Source organism: Streptococcus sp. HMSC076C09 (genome assembly GCF_001837905.1).
In the GTDB taxonomy this organism is placed as follows: Bacteria; Bacillota; Bacilli; order Lactobacillales; family Streptococcaceae; genus Streptococcus; species Streptococcus parasanguinis_I.
The window spans coordinates 237,445-258,923 of the sequence record NZ_KV834640.1 but is presented as its reverse complement, the minus strand read 5'-3'; the positions used below and the strand labels follow the sequence as shown (position 1 = coordinate 258,923).

Annotated in this window: 18 protein-coding genes; all 18 read left to right on the top strand. The window is 45.2% G+C overall.

Annotated elements, in window-relative coordinates; genetic code table 11:
* Positions 1-7: 7 nt before the first annotated feature.
* Entirely contained in the window at positions 8-2,464 is a 2,457-nt protein-coding gene (pbp1b, locus tag HMPREF2704_RS05100; protein ID WP_070845892.1) for a penicillin-binding protein PBP1B, read from the top strand.
* 351 nt (positions 2,465-2,815) lie between these two features.
* On the top strand, positions 2,816-6,385 hold the full coding sequence (rpoB, locus tag HMPREF2704_RS05095) for a DNA-directed RNA polymerase subunit beta (RefSeq protein ID WP_023919659.1): 3,570 nt from the start codon (positions 2,816-2,818) through the stop codon (positions 6,383-6,385).
* A gap of 159 nt (positions 6,386-6,544) precedes the next feature.
* Positions 6,545-10,198 carry a DNA-directed RNA polymerase subunit beta' gene (rpoC, locus tag HMPREF2704_RS05090; RefSeq protein WP_049486486.1) on the top strand — a complete coding sequence of 1,218 codons (3,654 nt, stop codon included), beginning with the start codon at positions 6,545-6,547 and terminating at the stop codon, positions 10,196-10,198.
* Between the two features lie 191 nt (positions 10,199-10,389).
* On the top strand, positions 10,390-10,779 hold the full coding sequence (locus tag HMPREF2704_RS05085; RefSeq protein ID WP_049496842.1) for a DUF1033 family protein: 390 nt from the start codon (positions 10,390-10,392) through the stop codon (positions 10,777-10,779).
* A gap of 87 nt (positions 10,780-10,866) precedes the next feature.
* A complete protein-coding gene (gene comGA, locus HMPREF2704_RS05080; RefSeq protein ID WP_061590712.1) occupies positions 10,867-11,808 on the top strand; it encodes a competence type IV pilus ATPase ComGA in 942 nt (313 codons plus the stop codon).
* Positions 11,741-12,772 carry a competence type IV pilus assembly protein ComGB gene (gene comGB / locus HMPREF2704_RS05075; protein ID WP_176745634.1) on the top strand — a complete coding sequence of 344 codons (1,032 nt, stop codon included), beginning with the start codon at positions 11,741-11,743 and terminating at the stop codon, positions 12,770-12,772. The genes comGA and comGB overlap by 68 nt, the downstream gene beginning before the upstream one ends.
* Complete coding sequence (gene comGC, locus HMPREF2704_RS05070; protein ID WP_070845890.1) at positions 12,769-13,086, top strand: competence type IV pilus major pilin ComGC; 318 nt, start codon at positions 12,769-12,771, stop codon at positions 13,084-13,086. The genes comGB and comGC overlap by 4 nt, the downstream gene beginning before the upstream one ends.
* The gene (gene comGD, locus HMPREF2704_RS05065; RefSeq protein ID WP_003004513.1) at positions 13,076-13,480 is read left to right on the top strand and encodes a competence type IV pilus minor pilin ComGD; all 405 of its coding nucleotides are present in this window, start codon (positions 13,076-13,078) and stop codon (positions 13,478-13,480) included. Before comGC ends, comGD begins: the two co-directional genes overlap by 11 nt.
* Positions 13,446-13,733 carry a competence type IV pilus minor pilin ComGE gene (gene comGE, locus HMPREF2704_RS05060; protein ID WP_003004353.1) on the top strand — a complete coding sequence of 96 codons (288 nt, stop codon included), beginning with the start codon at positions 13,446-13,448 and terminating at the stop codon, positions 13,731-13,733. The genes comGD and comGE overlap by 35 nt, the downstream gene beginning before the upstream one ends.
* Entirely contained in the window at positions 13,723-14,175 is a 453-nt protein-coding gene (gene comGF / locus HMPREF2704_RS05055; protein ID WP_024054897.1) for a competence type IV pilus minor pilin ComGF, read from the top strand. The genes comGE and comGF overlap by 11 nt, the downstream gene beginning before the upstream one ends.
* Positions 14,162-14,599: a competence type IV pilus minor pilin ComGG gene (comGG, locus tag HMPREF2704_RS05050; RefSeq protein ID WP_227038501.1), complete on the top strand. Its 438-nt coding sequence runs from the start codon at positions 14,162-14,164 to the stop codon at positions 14,597-14,599. Before comGF ends, comGG begins: the two co-directional genes overlap by 14 nt.
* A 30-nt stretch (positions 14,600-14,629) precedes the next feature.
* Positions 14,630-15,583, top strand: a complete 954-nt coding sequence (locus tag HMPREF2704_RS05045; protein ID WP_070845888.1) for a class I SAM-dependent methyltransferase — start codon at positions 14,630-14,632, stop codon at positions 15,581-15,583.
* A 51-nt stretch (positions 15,584-15,634) separates the two neighbouring features.
* Positions 15,635-16,828, top strand: a complete 1,194-nt coding sequence (locus HMPREF2704_RS05040) for an acetate kinase (RefSeq protein WP_023919646.1) — start codon at positions 15,635-15,637, stop codon at positions 16,826-16,828.
* Positions 16,829-16,900: 72 nt separating this feature from the next.
* Positions 16,901-17,632, top strand: a complete 732-nt coding sequence (locus HMPREF2704_RS05035) for a CPBP family intramembrane glutamic endopeptidase (RefSeq protein ID WP_070845886.1) — start codon at positions 16,901-16,903, stop codon at positions 17,630-17,632.
* A 162-nt stretch (positions 17,633-17,794) separates the two neighbouring features.
* The gene (gene folP, locus HMPREF2704_RS05030) at positions 17,795-18,751 is read left to right on the top strand and encodes a dihydropteroate synthase (RefSeq protein ID WP_070845884.1); all 957 of its coding nucleotides are present in this window, start codon (positions 17,795-17,797) and stop codon (positions 18,749-18,751) included.
* The gene (locus HMPREF2704_RS05025; RefSeq protein ID WP_070845882.1) at positions 18,752-20,062 is read left to right on the top strand and encodes a bifunctional folylpolyglutamate synthase/dihydrofolate synthase; all 1,311 of its coding nucleotides are present in this window, start codon (positions 18,752-18,754) and stop codon (positions 20,060-20,062) included.
* 8 nt (positions 20,063-20,070) lie between these two features.
* Positions 20,071-20,625, top strand: coding sequence for a GTP cyclohydrolase I FolE (folE, locus tag HMPREF2704_RS05020; protein ID WP_003019101.1), 555 nt, complete (start codon positions 20,071-20,073; stop codon positions 20,623-20,625).
* 25 nt (positions 20,626-20,650) lie between these two features.
* Positions 20,651-21,460, top strand: coding sequence for a 2-amino-4-hydroxy-6-hydroxymethyldihydropteridine diphosphokinase (gene folK, locus HMPREF2704_RS05015; RefSeq protein ID WP_070845880.1), 810 nt, complete (start codon positions 20,651-20,653; stop codon positions 21,458-21,460).
* Positions 21,461-21,479 lie beyond the last annotated feature (19 nt).

The window sequence follows — 21,479 nt, the reverse complement described above, 5'->3', positions numbered from 1 at the left end:
AGAATCAGTGAATCAATTAAAAGAGAAGCTGCAAGAGTTTTGGAAGAAGGTTCAAAAATTCTTTGCAAAGATGTATACAGAAACTCCGAATAAGGAAAAAAATGAGGAAAGTAGCTGGTCTGTCGGTGATATTTTTGCGACCTTTTTGCGAACCCTCAAACTCTTGTGGGATGTCATGATCGCCCTGTTCGTGTGCCTCTTTTTATTTGGCGCAGGGATCGGGATTGGTTATGCGGCGAGCCTCTTTAGCAATGTCAAGGTTCCAAAGACAGAAGAATTGGTCCAGCAGGTCCGAAACGTCAGCAGTGTTTCAAAACTGACTTATTCCGATAAGAGCTTGATTGCAGAAGTGGACAGTGATTTGATCCGCACGCCAGTCGCAGGAGACGCCATTTCAGATAATGTCAAGAAGGCTGTGATCGCTACTGAGGATGAGAATTTTGAAAGCCACAAGGGGGTTGTACCTAAAGCCGTTCTTCGGGCAACACTTGGATCCGTAGCCGGTGTGGGTTCCTCTAGTGGGGGATCAACCCTGACCCAGCAGTTGATCAAACAGCAAGTCGTGGGAGACGCTCCAACCTTTACTCGTAAGGCGACAGAGATTGTTGATGCCTTGGCTTTAGAGCGGGGAATGGATAAAAATGAAATCCTGACCACCTACTTAAATGTTTCGCCTTTTGGACGCAACAATCGGGGACAAAATATTGCGGGTGTGGAAGCTGCAGCTCAAGGGATCTTTGGCGTCTCTGCGAAAGACTTGTCCGTTCCACAAGCGGCCTTTATCGCTGGCTTGCCACAGAGTCCGATTGTCTACTCTCCTTATGCTGCAGACGGTAGCCTAAAGAGCAAGGAGAACCTCGAGTTAGGTCTGGCGCGTGCCAAAGACGTTTTGTTCAATATGTACCGGACAGGAGCCTTGTCGAAAAAAGACTACGAGACCTATGCTCAGTACGACTTGACCAAAGACTTCATCGCTCCAGATGGCATCGAGAAAACACCGCATGACTACCTCTACTTCCAAGCCATGGCAGAAGCAAAAGAGGCCATGTATGATTACTTGATCAAGCGAGACAATGTCACCAAGCAAGACCTGAAAAATAATGAAACCGTCAAGGCTTACCAGGAATTAGCTGAGAGCGAGTTGCGCGAAGGTGGCTACACCATTCAAACCACGATTAACAAACCGGTTCACAATGCGATGCAGGCCGCGGTATCGAATTTTGGAAGTGTCTTGGATGATGGGACGGGTCTTGTAGAAGTTGGGAATGTCCTTATGGACAACCGAACGGGTGCCGTTTTAGGATTTATCGGTGGACGGAATTTTGACGGCAACCAAAACAACCATGCCTTTGATACAGAGCGTTCCCCAGGGTCTACAATCAAACCGCTGTTGGCCTATGGTATTGCCATCGACCAAGGCTTGATGGGAAGCAATAGCATCCTTTCTAACTATCCGACTAATTTCTCAAGTGGGGAGCCGATCATGCACGTGGATAGCCGAGGAACAGCCATGATGGATCTCCGTGAGGCCCTCAATACCTCTTGGAATATTCCAGCTTACTGGACTTACCGAACCCTTCGTGAAAAGGGTGTGGATGTCCCATCCTACATGAAGAAAATGGGCTATGATATCCCTGAATATGGCATTGAAAGCCTGCCAATGGGGGGAGGAATTGAGGTCACTGTTGCCCAACATACCAATGGTTTCCAAACCATTGCTAACAATGGGAACTACCTCAAACGCTACATGGTAGAGCAAATCATTGATCGAGATGGAGATGTGGTGTATAAGCACGAGGCAGATCCTGTTCGTGTCTACTCTCCAGCAACGGCAACGATTATGCAGGATCTCTTGCGCGGGGTTATTACGTCTGGTGCTACAACGACCTTTAAGTCACGGATTAGCCAAGTCAACCCAACGCTGGCAGGTGCTGACTGGATTGGAAAAACCGGTACCACTAACTCAAATGGGGATATGTGGCTCATGCTGTCCACCCCAAATGTTTCTTTAGGAGGTTGGATCGGCCATGACAACAATGCTTCCATGCAGACCTTGACTGGATACAACAACAATGCCCAATACATGGCGCAGTTGGCGAATGCAATCTACCAAGCAGATCCAAGTCTCTTTGGAATTCAGGATAAATTCACTCTCGATAAGAGTGTGATCCGCTCTGAAGTGCTCAAATCGACTGGTGAAAGACCGGGCCGCGTCAATGTCAATGGTCGGGATATCGATGTGAGCGGTCAAATGGTGACGAGCCTTTGGGCCAAAAACGGAGCGCCAACCACTCAATACCGCTTTGCCATCGGGGGATCGGATAGCGATTATCAAAGTGCTTGGGCAGCGATTCTCGGTAATTCCAGTGGAAATCAGTCGAATAATAAGAACAATTCGACAACCAATAGTTCATCCAGCAATAGTTCAAATCGAAACAGCTCAAATCGTGGCAATCGACACTAGTCTGATCCAGTAGAAAACCTGGAGAAAGCCTTGATTTTTGGAGCAAAAAACGGTATAATAGTGATAACTAATTTGTCGTGTGCTTTATTTGAAATATTGTCCAAATAAGAGCTTACAGCAGTTAAATCTTACTTGAATAAGTCGATTTAGCTGCTCTTTTTGTGCCTATTTTTCAGAAAAATACTAGTTTGTTACACAAATTTAATTTTTCTAAAAATTATAAAAAGCGACGAATGAGGTGAAGAGACAGCTCTTCACGTGATGCAAATCACACAATTGTAGTTAAAACCGGATAGGTGGTGAAAGTCATTTCACCAAGCTATCCTAGTATGGAAAAAGGAGCTAAAAACTTTGGCAGGACATGACGTTCAATACGGGAAACATCGGACCCGTCGTAGTTTTTCAAGAATCAAAGAGGTTCTTGATTTACCAAACTTGATTGAAATCCAGACAGACTCATTCAAAGATTTCTTGGATCATGGCTTGAAGGAAGTATTTGAAGATGTGCTTCCCATCTCAAACTTCACGGATACAATGGAATTGGAATTTGTGGGTTATGAAATCCGCGAACCTAAGTATTCGCTTGAAGAAGCGCGCATCCACGATGCCAGCTACTCAGCACCAATCTTTGTGACCTTCCGTTTGGTCAACAAAGAAACAGGTGAAATCAAGACCCAAGAAGTTTTCTTTGGTGATTTCCCAATCATGACTGAAATGGGAACCTTCATCATCAATGGTGGAGAACGGATTATCGTATCTCAGTTGGTCCGCTCACCAGGTGTCTACTTCAATGATAAGGTGGACAAGAATGGTAAAGTTGGTTATGGATCAACTGTTATCCCTAACCGTGGGGCTTGGTTAGAGCTTGAAACCGACTCAAAAGACATTGCTTACACACGTATCGACCGCACACGTAAGATTCCATTTACAACTCTTGTGCGTGCTCTTGGATTCTCTGGAGATGATGAAATCATCGATATCTTTGGGGACAGCGAATTGGTTCGCAATACCATTGAAAAAGATATCCACAAAAATCCAATGGATTCACGGACAGATGAAGCCCTCAAAGAAATCTACGAGCGTCTTCGTCCAGGTGAACCAAAAACAGCGGAAAGCTCACGTAGCTTGTTGGTAGCCCGTTTTTTTGATCCACGTCGTTATGACTTGGCACCAGTTGGTCGCTACAAGATCAACAAGAAACTCAATATCAAGAACCGCTTGTTGAACCAAACCATCGCAGAACCATTGGTAGATGCTGAAACAGGGGAAATCCTTGTAGAAGCTGGTACTGTCATGACGCGTGATGTAATCGACAGCATCTCAGAACAATTGGATAACGGCTTGAACAAAATCACCTACATTCCAAATGATGCTGCTGTTTTGACAGAGCCAGTAGAATTGCAAAAATTCAAAGTTGTCGCTCCGACAGATCCAGATCGTGTTGTCACCATCATCGGAAATGCTAACCCATCTGACAAAGTACGGATTGTGACTCCAGCTGATATCTTGGCAGAAATGAGCTATTTCTTGAACCTTGCAGAAGGTATTGGCCGTGTAGATGATATCGACCACCTTGGAAATCGTCGGATTCGTGCCGTTGGTGAATTGCTTGCCAACCAAGTGCGTCTTGGACTTTCACGGATGGAACGAAACGTTCGCGAACGGATGTCTGTACAAGATAACGACGTCTTGACACCACAACAAATCATCAACATCCGCCCAGTAACTGCAGCAATTAAAGAATTCTTTGGATCTTCACAGTTGTCACAGTTCATGGACCAACACAACCCACTTTCTGAGTTGTCTCACAAACGTCGTTTGTCTGCCTTAGGGCCTGGTGGTTTGACACGTGACCGTGCCGGATATGAAGTGCGTGACGTGCACTATACCCACTATGGTCGTATGTGTCCGATCGAAACACCTGAAGGACCAAACATCGGTTTGATCAACAACTTGTCATCTTATGGACACTTGAACAAATATGGCTTCATCCAAACGCCATACCGTAAAGTGGACCGGGAAAAAGGTGTAGTCACCAACGAAATCGTTTGGTTGACAGCCGATGAAGAAGATGAGTACATCGTCGCTCAGGCTAACTCTAAGTTGAACGAAAAGGGTGGCTTTGCTGAGCCAATCGTTATGGGACGTCACCGTGGTAACAACCAAGAATTCCCATCTGATCAAGTCGACTACATGGACGTATCTCCAAAACAAGTAGTTGCCGTTGCGACAGCATGTATTCCTTTCTTGGAAAACGATGACTCCAACCGTGCCCTCATGGGTGCCAACATGCAACGTCAGGCTGTGCCATTGATCGATCCAAAAGCCCCTTATGTGGGTACTGGTATGGAATACCAAGCAGCCCATGACTCAGGAGCTGCAGTCATTGCTCAACACGATGGTAAAGTTACTTATGCAGATGCAGACAAGGTAGAAGTTCGTCGGGAAGACGGTTCGCTTGATGTCTACCATATTCAAAAATTCCGTCGTTCAAACTCAGGTACTGCCTACAACCAACGTACCCTTGTAAAAGTTGGCGATGTCGTTGAAAAAGGCGACTTTATCGCTGATGGTCCATCGATGGAAAAAGGGGAAATGGCCCTTGGTCAAAACCCAATTGTCGCTTACATGACTTGGGAAGGGTATAACTTCGAGGATGCCGTTATCATGAGCGAACGCTTGGTGAAAGAAGATGTCTACACATCTGTTCACTTGGAAGAATTCGAATCAGAAACACGCGATACCAAGTTAGGCCCTGAAGAAATTACCCGTGAAATTCCAAACGTCGGTGAAGATGCTCTTCGTGACTTGGATGAAACAGGTATTATCCGTATTGGTGCAGAAGTAAAAGAAGGCGATATCCTTGTCGGTAAGGTAACACCGAAGGGTGAAAAAGACCTTTCTGCTGAAGAACGTCTCCTTCACGCGATCTTTGGAGATAAATCTCGTGAAGTGCGGGATACTTCTCTTCGTGTACCTCACGGTGGAGATGGAGTCGTTCGTGATGTTAAGATCTTTACACGTGCAAACGGAGATGAATTGCAATCTGGTGTGAACATGTTGGTTCGTGTTTACATCGCACAAAAACGCAAGATCCGCGTCGGAGATAAGATGGCCGGTCGTCACGGAAACAAAGGGGTTGTGTCTCGTATTGTTCCAGTTGAAGATATGCCTTACCTTCCAGACGGTACACCGGTTGATATCATGTTGAACCCTCTTGGGGTGCCATCACGTATGAATATCGGTCAGGTTATGGAACTTCACCTTGGTATGGCGGCTCGTAACTTGGGTATCCATATCGCAACACCAGTCTTTGACGGAGCAAGCTCAGAAGATCTCTGGGATACTGTGAAAGAAGCTGGTATGGATAGCGATGCCAAGACCATCCTTTACGATGGACGTACAGGTGAGCCGTTTGACAACCGTGTTTCTGTCGGTGTCATGTACATGATCAAGCTTCACCACATGGTTGATGATAAACTCCATGCCCGTTCAGTTGGACCATACTCAATGGTTACCCAACAACCACTCGGAGGGAAAGCTCAGTTTGGTGGACAACGTTTCGGGGAAATGGAAGTGTGGGCCCTTGAGGCTTATGGTGCATCAAATGTCCTTCAAGAAATCTTGACCTACAAGTCAGATGATGTCAACGGACGTTTGAAAGCTTATGAAGCGATTACCAAAGGTAAACCAATTCCAAAACCAGGTGTACCAGAATCCTTCCGCGTTCTTGTCAAAGAATTGCAATCTCTTGGACTTGACATGCGTGTCTTGGACGAAGATGATCAAGAAGTGGAACTTCGTGACCTCGATGAAGGGGAAGACGATGATGTGATTCATGTGGATGACCTTGAAAAAGCACGTGAAAAAGCAGCTAAGGAAGCAAAAGCAGCCTTTGATGCTGAAGAATCAGAAAAATAATCAGTAAAAATGATTGTCTTGTAAGAAACCAATGCTTCTGACAGGATGATTCGATAACAAGATACAGACACAAGGAGGTGGCAAGAAAGTTTTCTTTCTTTCCCCACCTAAGCTGTATCCAAATGAAACAAGTATGAAAACAAGGAAAGGTAAGAAATAGTGGTTGATGTAAATCGTTTTAAAAGTATGCAAATCACCCTAGCTTCTCCAAGCAAGGTCCGTTCATGGTCTTATGGAGAGGTCAAGAAACCTGAAACAATCAACTACCGTACATTGAAACCAGAACGTGAAGGTCTCTTTGATGAAGTCATCTTTGGACCTACAAAAGACTGGGAATGTGCGTGTGGGAAATACAAACGGATCCGTTACAAAGGGATCGTTTGTGACCGCTGTGGGGTTGAAGTAACACGTGCCAAGGTTCGTCGTGAACGCATGGGGCACATCGAGTTGAAAGCTCCTGTATCACACATCTGGTACTTCAAAGGCATCCCTTCTCGTATGGGATTGACCTTGGATATGAGCCCTCGTGCCCTTGAAGAAGTCATTTACTTCGCAGCTTACGTGGTGATCGATCCAAAAGATACACCACTTGAGCACAAATCCATCATGACAGAACGTGAATACCGTGAACGCTTGCGTGAATACGGACCAGGTTCCTTTGTAGCTAAGATGGGTGCAGAAGCGATCCAAGACCTCTTGAAACAAGTGGATTTGGAAGCTGAAATTGCTCTCTTGAAAGAAGAATTGAAGACTGCAACTGGTCAAAAACGTGTGAAGGCTGTTCGTCGTTTGGATGTCTTGGATGCCTTCTACAAATCTGGTAACAAGCCAGAATGGATGGTTCTCAATATCCTTCCAGTTATTCCACCAGATCTTCGTCCGATGGTCCAATTGGATGGTGGCCGTTTTGCTGCCTCTGACTTGAACGACCTTTACCGCCGTGTAATCAACCGGAACAACCGTTTGGCACGTTTGCTTGAGTTGAATGCCCCTGGTATCATCGTGCAAAACGAAAAACGGATGCTCCAAGAAGCCGTTGATGCTTTGATCGATAACGGTCGTCGTGGTCGTCCGATCACAGGACCAGGTAGCCGTCCACTGAAATCATTGAGTCACATGCTCAAAGGGAAACAAGGACGCTTCCGTCAAAACTTGCTCGGTAAACGGGTTGACTTCTCAGGACGTTCCGTTATCGCCGTTGGTCCAACTCTTAAGATGTACCAATGTGGTGTGCCACGTGAAATGGCGATCGAGCTCTTCAAACCATTCGTCATGCGTGAAATCGTTGCGCGTGATATCGTGCAAAACGTTAAAGCTGCAAAACGCTTGGTCGAACGTGGAGATGAACGTATCTGGGATATCTTGGAAGAAGTGATCAAAGAACACCCAGTTCTCTTGAACCGCGCACCGACCCTTCACCGTTTGGGGATCCAAGCCTTTGAACCTGTCTTGATTGACGGGAAAGCCCTTCGCTTGCACCCCCTTGTCTGTGAAGCCTACAATGCCGACTTCGATGGAGACCAAATGGCCATCCACGTACCGCTTTCAGAAGAAGCTCAAGCAGAAGCTCGTATCTTGATGTTGGCTGCTGAGCATATCTTGAACCCTAAAGATGGTAAACCAGTCGTTACGCCATCTCAGGATATGGTATTGGGGAACTACTACCTCACTATGGAAGAAGCTGGTCGTGAAGGTGAAGGAATGGTCTTTAAAGACCGTGATGAAGCCGTGATGGCTCTTCGCAATGGCTATGTTCACTTGCATACACGTGTCGGAATTGCGACGGATAGCTTGAACAAACCATGGACAGAAGCACAACAACACAAGATTCTCTTGACAACTGTTGGTAAGATTCTCTTTAACGATATCATGCCTGCAGAGCTTCCATACCTTCAAGAGCCTAATAATGCCAACTTGACAGAAGGTGTTCCAGCTAAGTACTTCTTGGAGCCTGGTCAAGATGTCAAATCAGCGATTGAGAAATTGGAATTAAACGTTCCATTCAAGAAGAAAAATCTTGGAAATATCATCGCCGAAATCTTCAAACGTTTCCGTACAACTGAAACGTCTGCTTTCTTGGACCGCTTGAAAGACTTAGGTTACCATCATTCAACCCTTGCTGGTTTGACAGTGGGGATTGCCGATATTCCGGTCGTTGAAGATAAGGCAGAAATCATTGAAGAATCTCACAAACGTGTGGAACAGATCACGAAACAATTCCGTCGTGGTTTGATCACGGATGACGAACGCTACAATGCCGTTACAGCTGAATGGCGTGCAGCCCGTGAGAAATTGGAAAAACGCTTGGTGGATAACCAAGATCCGAAGAACCCAATCGTTATGATGATGGACTCTGGAGCCCGTGGTAACATTTCAAACTTCTCGCAACTTGCCGGTATGCGTGGTTTGATGGCCGCTCCAAATGGACGGATCATGGAATTGCCAATCCTGTCAAACTTCCGCGAAGGTTTGTCAGTACTCGAAATGTTCTTCTCAACTCACGGTGCCCGTAAAGGGATGACCGATACGGCCTTGAAGACAGCCGACTCAGGTTACTTGACTCGTCGTTTGGTTGACGTGGCCCAAGACGTCATTATCCGTGAAGATGACTGTGGAACAGACCGTGGACTTGTGATCCGTGCCATTACTGATGGTAAGGAAATGATCGAGCCACTCGAAGAACGCTTGACTGGTCGTTATACCAAGAAATCTGTTAAACATCCTGAAACAGGTGAAGTCATCGTTGGTCCAGATACCTTGATTTCAGAAGACCTAGCACGTGAAATTGTCAAAGCTGGTGTTGAAGAAGTCACTATCCGCTCTGTCTTTACATGTAACACCCGCCATGGTGTCTGCCGTCACTGTTATGGTATCAACTTGGCGACTGGTGATGCGGTTGAAGTGGGTGAAGCAGTCGGAACTATCGCTGCCCAATCTATCGGGGAACCTGGTACACAGTTGACCATGCGTACCTTCCACACGGGTGGGGTTGCCTCAAATACCGATATCACTCAGGGTCTTCCTCGTGTCCAAGAAATTTTTGAAGCCCGCAATCCAAAAGGGGAAGCGGTCATCACTGAGGTCAAAGGGGAAGTCACAGCCATCGAAGAAGATGCTTCTACACGGACCAAGAAAGTCTTTGTTAGCGGAGCAACTGGTGAGGGCGAATACGTTGTCCCTTACACTGCCCGCATGAAAGTCGAAGTGGGAGATCAAGTTTCTCGTGGTGATGCTCTGACAGAAGGATCTATTCAACCAAAACGTCTCCTTGCCGTTCGTGATGTCTTGTCAGTTGAAACATACCTCCTTGCGGAAGTACAAAAAGTATACCGTAGCCAAGGGGTAGAAATCGGCGACAAACACATCGAGGTAATGGTGCGTCAAATGATCCGTAAAGTACGTGTCATGGATCCAGGAGATACAGACCTTCTCATGGGTACTCTGATGGACATTACAGACTTTACAGATGCCAACAAGGACGTCCTTATTTCTGGTGGAGTTCCTGCGACAGCTCGTCCAGTCCTTATGGGAATTACCAAAGCCTCACTTGAAACCAACAGTTTCTTGTCTGCGGCTTCCTTCCAGGAAACAACTCGTGTTCTTACAGACGCAGCGATCCGTGGTAAGAAAGACCATCTCCTTGGACTTAAGGAAAATGTTATCATTGGTAAGATTATTCCTGCAGGTACAGGTATGGCTCGTTACCGTAACTTGGAACCACAAGCGATTAATGAAGTTGAAATTATCGAAGAAGTGCCATTAACAGATGGAACAGTTGATGAAGTTCAAACAGCTGAAGTCGTAGAAGAATAAGAAAATTAGTCGGAACTACAAGTTCCGGCTTTTTTTTGAAAAAAGGACCCAATAGTAATTAGGCAGTCTATTTTTGGAAAATATTGGTGAAAATCACCTGAAAACTGCCTGAAAAATCATGCTCTGAGCAGAAAACTTTTATTCTCAAAGAATTTTCTATATAATAGACGATACAAAGGATGGAAGAGTTTATGTATCGAGTGATTGAAATGTACGGGGACTGTGAACCCTGGTGGTTTTTAGATGGTTGGGAAGAAGATATCGTGAGTAGTCGGAAGTTTGAAGACTATTACCAGGCTTTGAAATACTACAAGCAGAAGTGGTTGGAGTTAAATGAGCACTTTCCAAGTTATAAGAGTCGGAGTGACCTCATGACGATCTTTTGGGATACCAAGGAGCAAGAGTGGTGTGAGGACTGCAGTGAAGATGTGCAGTTTTTCCATTCGATTGTCCTCCTAGAAGACGAGCACAAGATCCCTAAAAGCAAGCTCCGTCCAGGTTACGAAAAGGAAAGAGGCAGTCGCAAGCACCGTTCTTGTCAATATACACTCGATTCAAAAAAGGGGACGACCCTGTCATAAGAGAAATGCGGAAGATTTTTTAGAGCGATCTAGAAAGTCTTCTTTTTTTGTCTTCTTTTTCGAATAGTATAAGTGAGAGGAGGAACTATGGTTCAAGAAATTGCAAAAAAACTGATCCGTATGGGGAAAAAGGAAGAAGCTCAGGATCTTTACTTCATTCCTCGGAAGGAGAAGTACCAAGTTTTTATGAGGGTGGGAGACGAGAGGCGCTTTGTGCAGTCCTTCCCTTTTGAGGAGATGACAGCTATTATCAGCCACTTTAAGTTCGTAGCAGGGATGAATGTGGGAGAAAAAAGGCGCAGCCAGCTAGGATCGTGTGATTACCCTTTGGAGAATGGAGTGGTCTCGATTCGCTTGTCGACGGTGGGGGATTATCGTGGTTATGAAAGCTTGGTCATTCGGCTCTTGCATGATGAGGAACGTGAATTGCGGTTTTGGTTTGATCAGTTGCCGGACTTGAAGAAGAAATTGGCTGGTCGTGGCCTCTATCTCTTTGCAGGTCCTGTTGGTTCGGGAAAGACCACTCTCATGCATGCGTTGGCGCAAGAGCGCTTTGCGGACCAGCAAGTCATGTCTATTGAAGACCCTGTCGAGATCAAGCAGGACAATATGCTTCAACTTCAGCTGAATGACCAGATCGGCATGACCTATGACAACCTGATCAAACTCTCCTTACGCCATCGGCCGGACCTTCTCATTATTGGAGAGATCCGAGATAGGGAAACAGCTCGTGCGGTCGTACGAGCTAGTTTGACAGGAGTCACCGTCTTCTCTACTATTCATGCGAAAAGCGTTCGAGGTGTTTATGAGAGGCTCTTAGAACTTGGAGTGAGTGAGGAAGAGCTCAAGATTGTTTTACAGGGTATTTGCTACCAACGATTAATTGCAGGAGGAGGTGTGGTCGATTTTGCGACGGAAAACTACCAAGAGCACTCAGCCAGCCGCTGGAACCAACAAATGGATCTCTTGGCTCAATCGGGATATATCCAGCTGGCTCAGGCGCAAGCCGAAAAAATTATCTACAGCTAAACAAAAGCAAATCATTGAATTGTTTTTGAATCTTTATTCAAGTGGTTTTCATCTAGCTGAGATTGTCGATTTTCTGGATCGCTCTCACCTAGTGGAGAGTCGGTTGGTCTCCCAGATGCGAGAGGACCTCTCTCGGGGGCGGAGTTTTTCAGAGATGATGGCAGGGATCGGTTTTTCAGATGCGGTCACGACGCAACTGTCTCTCGCTGAGCTCCATGGCAATCTTGCATTGAGCTTGGAGAAAATCAGTGCTTATTTAGAAAACATGCGCAAGGTCAAGAAAAAGCTGATTGAGGTGAGCACTTATCCTCTTATCTTACTTGGGTTTTTAGTTTTGATTATGCTAGGCCTGCGTAATTATTTGCTCCCTCAAATGGATGCTCAAAATATTGGGACACAATTGATCAGTTCCTTCCCCCAACTCTTTTTGGCCTTAGGAGCGGGACTGGTGACCTTCTTCTTACTCGGCTTTCTCTATTATCGGAAGTCGGGCAAGATCAAGGTTTTTAGAACCTTGTCTCATCTGCCTTTCGGGAAAGGCATGATTCAAGCTTATTTGACAGCCTATTATGCCAGAGAATGGGGCAATCTGATTGGGCAAGGATTGGAATTGTCTCAGATTTTTTCCATGATGCAGGAGCAAAAATCCCAGCTTTTTCAAGAAATTGGGAGGGACTTAGCTCTTTCTTTAGATCGTGGCCAGTCCTTTTCAGAAACGGTCAGGGGGTATCCTTTTTTCAAAAAAGAATTGCCCCTTATGATTGAATATGGTGAAGTCAAATCAAAGCTCGGAAGTGAGTTAGAGATCTACGCTGAAAAAACATGGGAAGATTTCTTTCGTCAGGTTCACAAGGCCATGAATGTGATACAACCCTTGGTGTTTGTCTTTGTGGCTCTTGTGATTGTGTTACTCTATGCAGCCATGTTGCTGCCGATTTATCAAAATATGGAGGTTCATTTATGAAAACATTAAAAACCTATCAGGTTAAAGCCTTTACACTTATTGAAATGTTGGTGGTCTTATTGATCATCAGTGTGCTTTTATTGCTCTTTGTGCCGAATTTGACCAAGCAAAAAGACTCCGTGAAGGAGACAGGAAATGCAGCGGTTGTGAAGGTGGTCGAAAGCCAGGCTGAATTGTACGAGCTCAATCATACCAATGACCAAGCCACTCTAGCAAAGCTGATTGCTGATGGAAATATTACCAACAAACAAGCAGAGTCCTACCGTGCCTATTATGCGAAAAATAGTGGAGAAACTCGTGCGGTTGCAGATTAAGGCCTTCACCTTGGTGGAGACTCTTCTGACCTTGATGATCGTCAGTTTTATCTATCTGGGCTTATCGGGATCGATCAAGACGAGCTTTCAGCAGGTGGAAGAAAAAGTATTTTTTGCAGAGTTTGAACACCTCTATCAAGAAAGCCAGAAAATAGCGCTGGCAAGGCAAACGGAATTGGATGTTGAAGTGACTGCAAGGAAGATTCAAACGCCTTACCAGACGGTGGAGATTCCTGATTCTGTCATTTTGCAAGATCCTAAAACTATTCGTTTAGACCGAGCAGGTGGCAATTCATCCCTGGCCAATGTTCACTTTCAGACACAGAGAGGAGTGGTGACCTATCAACTGTCGCTTGGAAATGGGAAAATTAAAAAAAGCATCCGTTCCCGCTAGTATTCTCATAGAATCCTTAGTTGCCTTGGGTTTATTTGCCATGATTACGACCTTATTGTTAGGGGAGATCCGGCGTTCGCGCAAGGAGCGACTAGCGGATTTCAAAGAGGTAGAGGTCTTATCTGTCGCTCAAATGGCGCTTCAGACAGGGCAAAATCATCTGGAGGCCAATGGTATTCAGGTTCAAGTCGAAAAAGATGCCGATCAGCTCACGGTCTATCATCAAGGGAAGGTGGTACTGCATGTGGAATAACGGAAAGGTCAATGCCTTTACCCTGCTCGAAGCCTTGGTCGCTCTCTTGGTGCTCAGTGGGGGTGTGTTGGTCTTTCAAGGCTTGACCAAGCTCCTGCATGCTGAATTGGACTACCAGGCGCATCAAAAGCAGGAAGAATGGGTACTTTTTCAGCAACAATTGCAGGTGGAATTGGATCGGAGCCATTTTGAAAAAGTAGCGGACAATCATATCTACTTGGTTCAGGATCAAAAACCAATTGCCATTGGTCAATCTAAAGGAGATGATATCCGAAAAACAGATGATAAGGGCAGGGGCTATCAGCCTATGATTTCAGGAGTTCGCTCTAGCCAAATTTGGCAGGAGGGAGAGTTGATTCATCTGCGTTTGAATTTTGAAGAAGGTCTAGAAAGGGAGTATGTCTACCATGTGGTACCAGCGATGCAAAATGAAAAAAGTTAAGGCTGGTGTCTTGCTCTACGCCCTCTTGATGGCAGCGATTTTTAGTCTCTTGCTTCAGTTTTACCTGCACCGTCAGGTTGCGGAGAGACGGATCTTAAAGACGAGTCAAGATCGCCTTCGGGCCTATGCTTTGGTGCAATTGGCTCTTGAAAAGAGAAAGAGTGATGAGAAGACATCAGAGATTCATTTAAAGTCTGGAACAGTTCAGCTAAAGAAGGATACTGGTTTTCTTCATGCTCAGGCTAAGATGGATGGCGAAAGCTATGAGTTTGTCCTTCCTGTAAGGGAAGAAAAGGAAAGCAAGAAGAGTCAAAAAGAAAAGAAGAAGACGCAGAAAGATAAGGAGAAGGCAGGGAGCGAAAAGCCTTCTGAAGAGACGCCAAAAGAGGCCAAGGAGCCATCAGAAAATAGCGAAAAAGACTAATTTTTGGTATGATAGGGTGCGGAGGAAATCATGAATTTCGAAAAAATTGAACAAGCCTATACCTATCTATTAGAAAACACTCAAAGTATTCAAAATGAATTGTCGACCAACTTTTATGACGCCTTGATTGAACAGAATGCCATGTATTTGGATGGCAAGACGGATCTAGACATTGTTAAAAACAATAGCAAAAAATTAAAAGAACTAGGTTTAAGTAAGGAAGAATGGCGCAGAGCCTACCAATTCCTTTTTATGAAAGCTGCTCAGACAGAACCTTTACAAGCGAATCACCAGTTCACACCAGATGCGATTGGTTTTATCATTACATTTTTGATCGATCAGTTGGCTAAAAGCGACCAACTGGATGTCTTAGAAGTGGGAAGTGGAACCGGAAATCTCGCTGAGACCATTGTCAACAATAGCCGCCTCAAGATTGATTACTTAGGATTGGAAGTAGATGATCTCTTGATTGACCTATCTGCTAGTATCGCAGATGTGATGGAGTCTAGCGTTGTCTTTGCACAAGGCGACGCGGTGCGTCCACAAGTGTTGAAAGAAAGTGACTTGATCGTTAGCGACTTACCGATTGGCTATTATCCAGATGATGCGATTGCACAGCGCTATCAGGTGGCGAGCTCCGAAGGCCATACCTATGCCCATCACCTCATGATGGAACAGGCTCTGAAATACCTGAAACCTCAAGGAGTAGCCATCTTTTTGGCTCCAAATAATCTCTTGACGAGCCCTCAGAGTGATCTGTTGAAAGCTTGGCTAACAGACAAGGCTCAAATCCTTGCCATGCTGACCTTGCCAGAAACTCTCTTTTCAAATCCAGCCTATGCTAAGACGATTTTCGTCCTACGGAAACAAGAAGAAGAGTCTGTTCAGCCCTTTGTCTATCCGTTTACCGATCTCCAGGATCAAGACCAGGTGGTTCACTTTACGGAAAGTTTCCAAAACTGGTTAAAGGATAGTGAAATTTGATCAAAGATCTGATATAATAGAGGAAGTGAAAACGCTTAATGAGGTGAATATATGTCGAAAACAATTTCTATTAATGCAGGAAGCTCTAGTTTGAAATGGCAATTATACCAAATGCCAGAGGAAACTGTTCTTGCAAAAGGGTTGATTGAACGGATCGGTTTGAAAGATTCTATTTCAACTGTTAAATTTGATGGACGCTCTGAAAAACAAGTATTAGATATCCAGGACCATACACAAGCTGTAAAAATTTTGTTGGATGATTTGATTCGCTTTGATATTATCAAATCCTACGATGAGATTACAGGTGTGGGCCACCGCGTCGTTGCTGGTGGAGAATACTTCAAGGATTCTGCCTTGGTAGATGACGAAGTCCTTCGAAAAGTAGAAGAATTGTCTTTGTTAGCACCTCTTCATAATCCTGCAAATGCAGCTGGAATTCGTGCCTTTAGAGAGATTTGCCCAAATATTACCAGTGTTGTGGTATTTGATACTTCTTTCCATACAACCATGCCGGAAAAAGCTTATCGTTACCCTCTTCCAACTAAATATTACACAGAAAATAAGGTCCGTAAGTACGGCGCTCATGGAACCAGTCATCAGTATGTAGCTGGTGAAGCTGCTAAACTTCTTGGAAAACCATTAGAAGAATTGAAATTGATCACCTGCCACGTTGGAAATGGTGTATCTGTTACAGCGGTTGACAAGGGAATCTCTGTGGATACCTCAATGGGCTTCACCCCTCTAGGTGGAGTCATGATGGGAACCCGTACAGGGGATCTCGATCCAGCGATTATTCCTTACTTGATGGAACATACAGAGGATTTCAATAAGCCTGAAGATATCAGCCGTATCCTCAATCGTGAATCAGGTCTTCTGGGTGTTTCTGGATCTTCTAGTGACATGCGGGATATCCATACAGCGATGCACAATGGAGATGAAAAAGCTAAATTGGCTTACGATATCTTTATCGATCGTTTGCAAAAATACATCGGTCAATACTTGGCTGTCTTGAATGGTGCAGATGCCATCATCTTTACAGCAGGAATCGGTGAAAATGCAGTAAACGTTCGTTCTTCTATTATCAATGGAATCAGCTGGTTTGGCTGCAAGGTCGACCCTGAAAAGAACGTCTTTGGAGTTGTCGGAGATATTTCCACAGATGATTCCCGTGTGAAGGTATTGGTGATTCCAACTGATGAAGAGTTGGTGATTGCGCGTGACGTTGAACGTTTCAAAAATCAGTAAACTGAAATAAAGAGAGAAGGCTGAAGGCGAAAGTCCCAGTCTTCTTATTTTATACAAGAAAGAGGTTGTCCATTGAAAAATATACAGTCTTTTGTTCGAAAGCACCCATTATGTAAGAATGCCCTCTGGCTCCTTCTTTTTGTGCCCTTATTCTTCCTCTCACAATTTCCCCTCATCACTATGATTTATTCCCTTCAAGAAGGAATGGATGCAAGGTGGATCACTATCCTCACTCTCATGGTGACAGTGGCAGTGCTCTTTGTTTTTTATAAGGTCATCAAGATGAGCCCTCTGGAGAACTTAGATGTTCGGGTCATTACCTGGCCGGCTTTGGGGAGAAATTTTCTTTTTCTTCTCTTGTTGATGGCTAATAATCTGCTCGCCTATCCCTTGTTGAAACAAGAGGCAGGTGGTACAACAGCAAACCAAGCGGCTCTGAATGAGCTGCAATCTCATGCTCCTTTTCTTGCTATGGGAATGGTCGTGATCCTTGTCGCTCCGATTCTAGAAGAGCTACTTTGTCGGGCCATCATCCCTCGTTTGATCTTTCGAGGAGCAGAACCGATCGGTTACTTAGCCGGTGCTCTCTTTTTTACTTACTTGCATGGACCGAGCGCCTTGGGGGAATGGGTAGCCTACGGAGGCATGTCCTTGATCTTAACTTGGGTGGCTTATCGCTACAAGCGGATCGAGTATAGCATCTGTCTCCATATGACCTTGAATGCGCTAGCTTATTATTATCCGGCTGTACTCCTCCTTTGTTTATTGCCGGTATCGAGAGTTTTCTTCCATGATAAATTATGATAAAATGGTAGGTACCAATGAGTTTTGATGCAGAATCTTCGTACAGAAGGTCAGAAAAAATGAGAAATCCGTATGGAGAATGAACTCAGAGGTTTAGAACATTTGTTCTAGCCTCTTTTGTTCGCAATCATGCTGTTGGAAAGGAATTGATGGAGAACGAAAATGATTGATAAAAAATGGCTGAATGGCCAAGGGACCCTTCTTTGTGGGATCTTAAATGTCACTCCGGATTCATTTTCTGATGGGGGTAAGTATACGAGTGTGGATGCAGCCTTGCAACAGGCGAGAAAACTGATCCAAGAAGGGGCTCAGATCCTCGATATCGGGGGAGAATCAACCAGACCCAGACCAGGAAGTCATTATGTGGAGATCCAAGAAGAGATTGACCGCGTGGTTCCAGTGATTAAAGCTATCCGGAAAGAAAGTGATATCTTGATCTCAGTGGATACCTGGAAGTCCCAGGTGGCGGCGGCAGCGCTGGAAGCTGGAGCCGATATTGTCAATGATATTACTGGTTTTCTTGGGGATTCTAAGATGGCTACTGTGGTTGCAGAGCATGAAGCCAGCGCAGTTCTCATGTTTAATCCAGTGATGGCAAGACCGCATCATCCAAGTTCCACTATTTTTCCAACTTTTGGTTTCGAACCAGCTTTTACAGAAGCAGAGCTTCAAACAATGGCTCAAGAACCGATTCAAGACGTGATGTGGACCTTCTTTGACCGCTCGCTTGCAGTCGCAAAAGAAGCCGGTGTCCAGACGGAACGGATCATGCTGGATCCTGGGATCGGCTTTGGTTTGACCAAGCGCGAGAATTTGCTCTTGTTGCAAGAGCTTGAAACCATCCACCAAAAAGGTTATCCGATCTTTCTAGGGGTCTCCCGCAAACGTTTTGTGGTCAATATTATTGAAGAAGCTGGATTTGAGACAGATCCTGCAACGGAGACTGGTTTTTGGAATCGGGACCTGGCTTCGAGCCATTTGACCAGTATTGCAGCCAGTCAAGGAGTCGAAGTGGTGCGGGTGCATGATATTCCCCTACACAAGATGGCAGCCAGTCTGGGCCAAGCCATTTTCCAAGCCCAAGAGGCAGCAGATACCAATTTAAAACAATACAAGTAAATGAAGACAAAAGAACATCAGTTGGATCTTCGTTGGCTAGAAGCCTATCGTTCCCAAGATCCACATTTCGGCTTGGAGCGCATGGAAGCTCTCTTGGCTTTGAGAGGAAATCCTCACCTAGACTGTCGGGTCATTCATGTTGCGGGGACCAATGGCAAAGGCTCTACCATTGCTACCTTGTCCCAACTCTTGAGGAAGGCAGGTTTACGCGTTGGAGTCTTTACCTCTCCTTATCTGATCCATTACAATGACCAGATCACCATTAATGGCGAAGCCATTTCCGATCAAGACCTGCAAACCTACCTGGATAGCTACCAACAGCTCTTGGAAGCTGAAGAATCAAGAGACATCTTTCAAGGTTTGACGGAATTTGAAGTGATGACGGCGATCGCCTATGATTATTTTGCTCATGAGGAGCTGGATTATGTGATCATGGAAGTCGGTATGGGGGGACGACTAGACAGTACCAACGTCTGCCAGCCCGTTCTGACTGCGATCACTTCGATTGGCTTGGATCATGTCGCCCTTCTTGGGCCAGATCTGGCTTCCATCGCCCGTGAAAAGGCAGGCATCATTAAGCCAGGAATTCCTCTGGTTCTAGGGAAATTAGAAGCAGAAGCCAGCCAAGTCATTGAAGGCATTGCGATTCAGAAGCAGGCACCGATAACAGCCTATGACAGAGATTACCAAGTTGAGCTAGAGGCCTCTTGTCTATCGGGCCAATCCTTTTCTTATCACAGTTCCAAAAGAGAAACAGCCTCCTATCAAGTAGCGCTCTTGGGTCATCACCAGGCCAGAAATGCAGCTCTTGCGATCAGTATCTGTGATGTACTTTTTGAAAGAGAAGGGCGTGAACTCTTGTCAAGAGAGTTAGTGGATGAGGCCTTGCATCAAGTCGTCTGGCCTGGCCGGATGGAAGTGATCTCTCAAAAACCCATGATCTTGCTGGACGGGGCCCATAACCCCCATGCCGTTGCGCCTTTGATCGCAAGTCTTCGGGAACTGTTTCCAAGTCAAAAAAAGACCATTCTTTTTACCTGCATCCGGACCAAAGCCTTAGAAGAGATGCTCATTCAGTGGCAGGAACTGGAAAATAGTCGCTTGATCCTCACGACTTTTGAAGATCCAAGAGCCTATTCTCAAGAAGAGATGACAGCTGCTGCGAACCACCACCAGCTGGAGGAAGTCAACTGGCGAGAATTTCTACAAAACTGGCAAGCTGGAGATGATGAGCTCCTCATTGTAACAGGATCGCTCTATTTCCTTAGCCAGGTACGACCTTATTTATTAAAAACAGAAAAATCCAACTAGGAGATGATATGGATACAAAGAAAATTGAAGAAGCAGTGAAAATGATCATCGAGGCAGTCGGTGAAGATGAGAACCGTGAGGGACTTCAGGAAACGCCGACCCGCATTGCAAAGATGTACCAAGAAATCTTTGCAGGACTGGGGCAGACAGCAGAAGAGCACCTGTCTAAATCATTTGAAATCATTGATAACAATATGGTGGTCGAGAAGGATATTTTCTTCCATTCCATGTGTGAGCATCACTTTTTGCCATTTTATGGAAAAGTGCACATTGCCTACATTCCAAATGGCCGTGTTGCTGGGCTTTCAAAACTGGCTCGTACGGTCGAAGTTTACGCTAAAAAACCACAGATTCAGGAACGTTTGACGGTAGAAATCGCAGATGCCTTGATGGAATATCTTGGAGCACAAGGAGCACTTGTCTGGGTAGAAGCAGAGCATATGTGTATGAACATGCGTGGTGTCCGTAAACCTGGGACCGCTACAGTGACAACTGCTGCGCGTGGACTGCTTGCGACAGATAAAGACTTAAAAAATGAAGCCTATAAACTCATGGGCCACTAATGGCTGGCTATAAGAGGTGAAGAGAGTGGATCAATTACGGATCAAGGACTTAGAGGTATACGCCTATCACGGTGTTTTTCCAGCAGAAAAAGAATTAGGACAACGCTTTGTCCTAGACCTATGGGTAGATTATGAGATGACTCGTGCTGCCCGTACAGGTGATTTGGAAGCTTCGATCCATTACGGGATCTTGGCGGAACAGTTGACCGAGTGGATGCAGGCAGAAAAGATCGATCTGATTGAAACGGTGGCCTTTCAATTGGTTCAAAAGATTTTCGAAAGCTATTCCTTTGTAGAAAAAGTTCGTCTGGAGTTGAAAAAACCTTGGGCTCCTGTTCCCTTGCCACTAGAGACTTGTTCGGTGACAATCGAACGGGAGAAAAAACGGGTCTTTATTGGGCTTGGCACCAATATGGGAGATAAACAACTGCAACTAGAGACGGCGCTAGAAAAACTCAAGGATCGAGGCATTCATCTTCTTCAGACATCCACAAGGATTGAAACAGAACCTTGGGGAGGAGTGGAGCAGGACACCTTTTTGAATCAGGTGGCAGAAGTTGAAACCTGGATGACCCCAGAGGATTTATTAGAGACCTTACTTGCCATTGAGCAGGAAATGGGACGTGTTCGTGAGGTCAAGTGGGGGCCACGTGTGATCGATCTAGATCTGCTCTATATGGGGGACACCATTTGTTACAGTCCAAACTTGATCTTGCCACATCCTTATGTGGCAGAACGTGCCTTTGTCCTAGAATCTTTGAATGAAATTGCTCCTCATTTTGTGGACCCTGTTCAAAGAAAGCCTATTCGCCAATTATGGGATGCCGTCAAATAGTCTCTCTTCTTTGCATCAT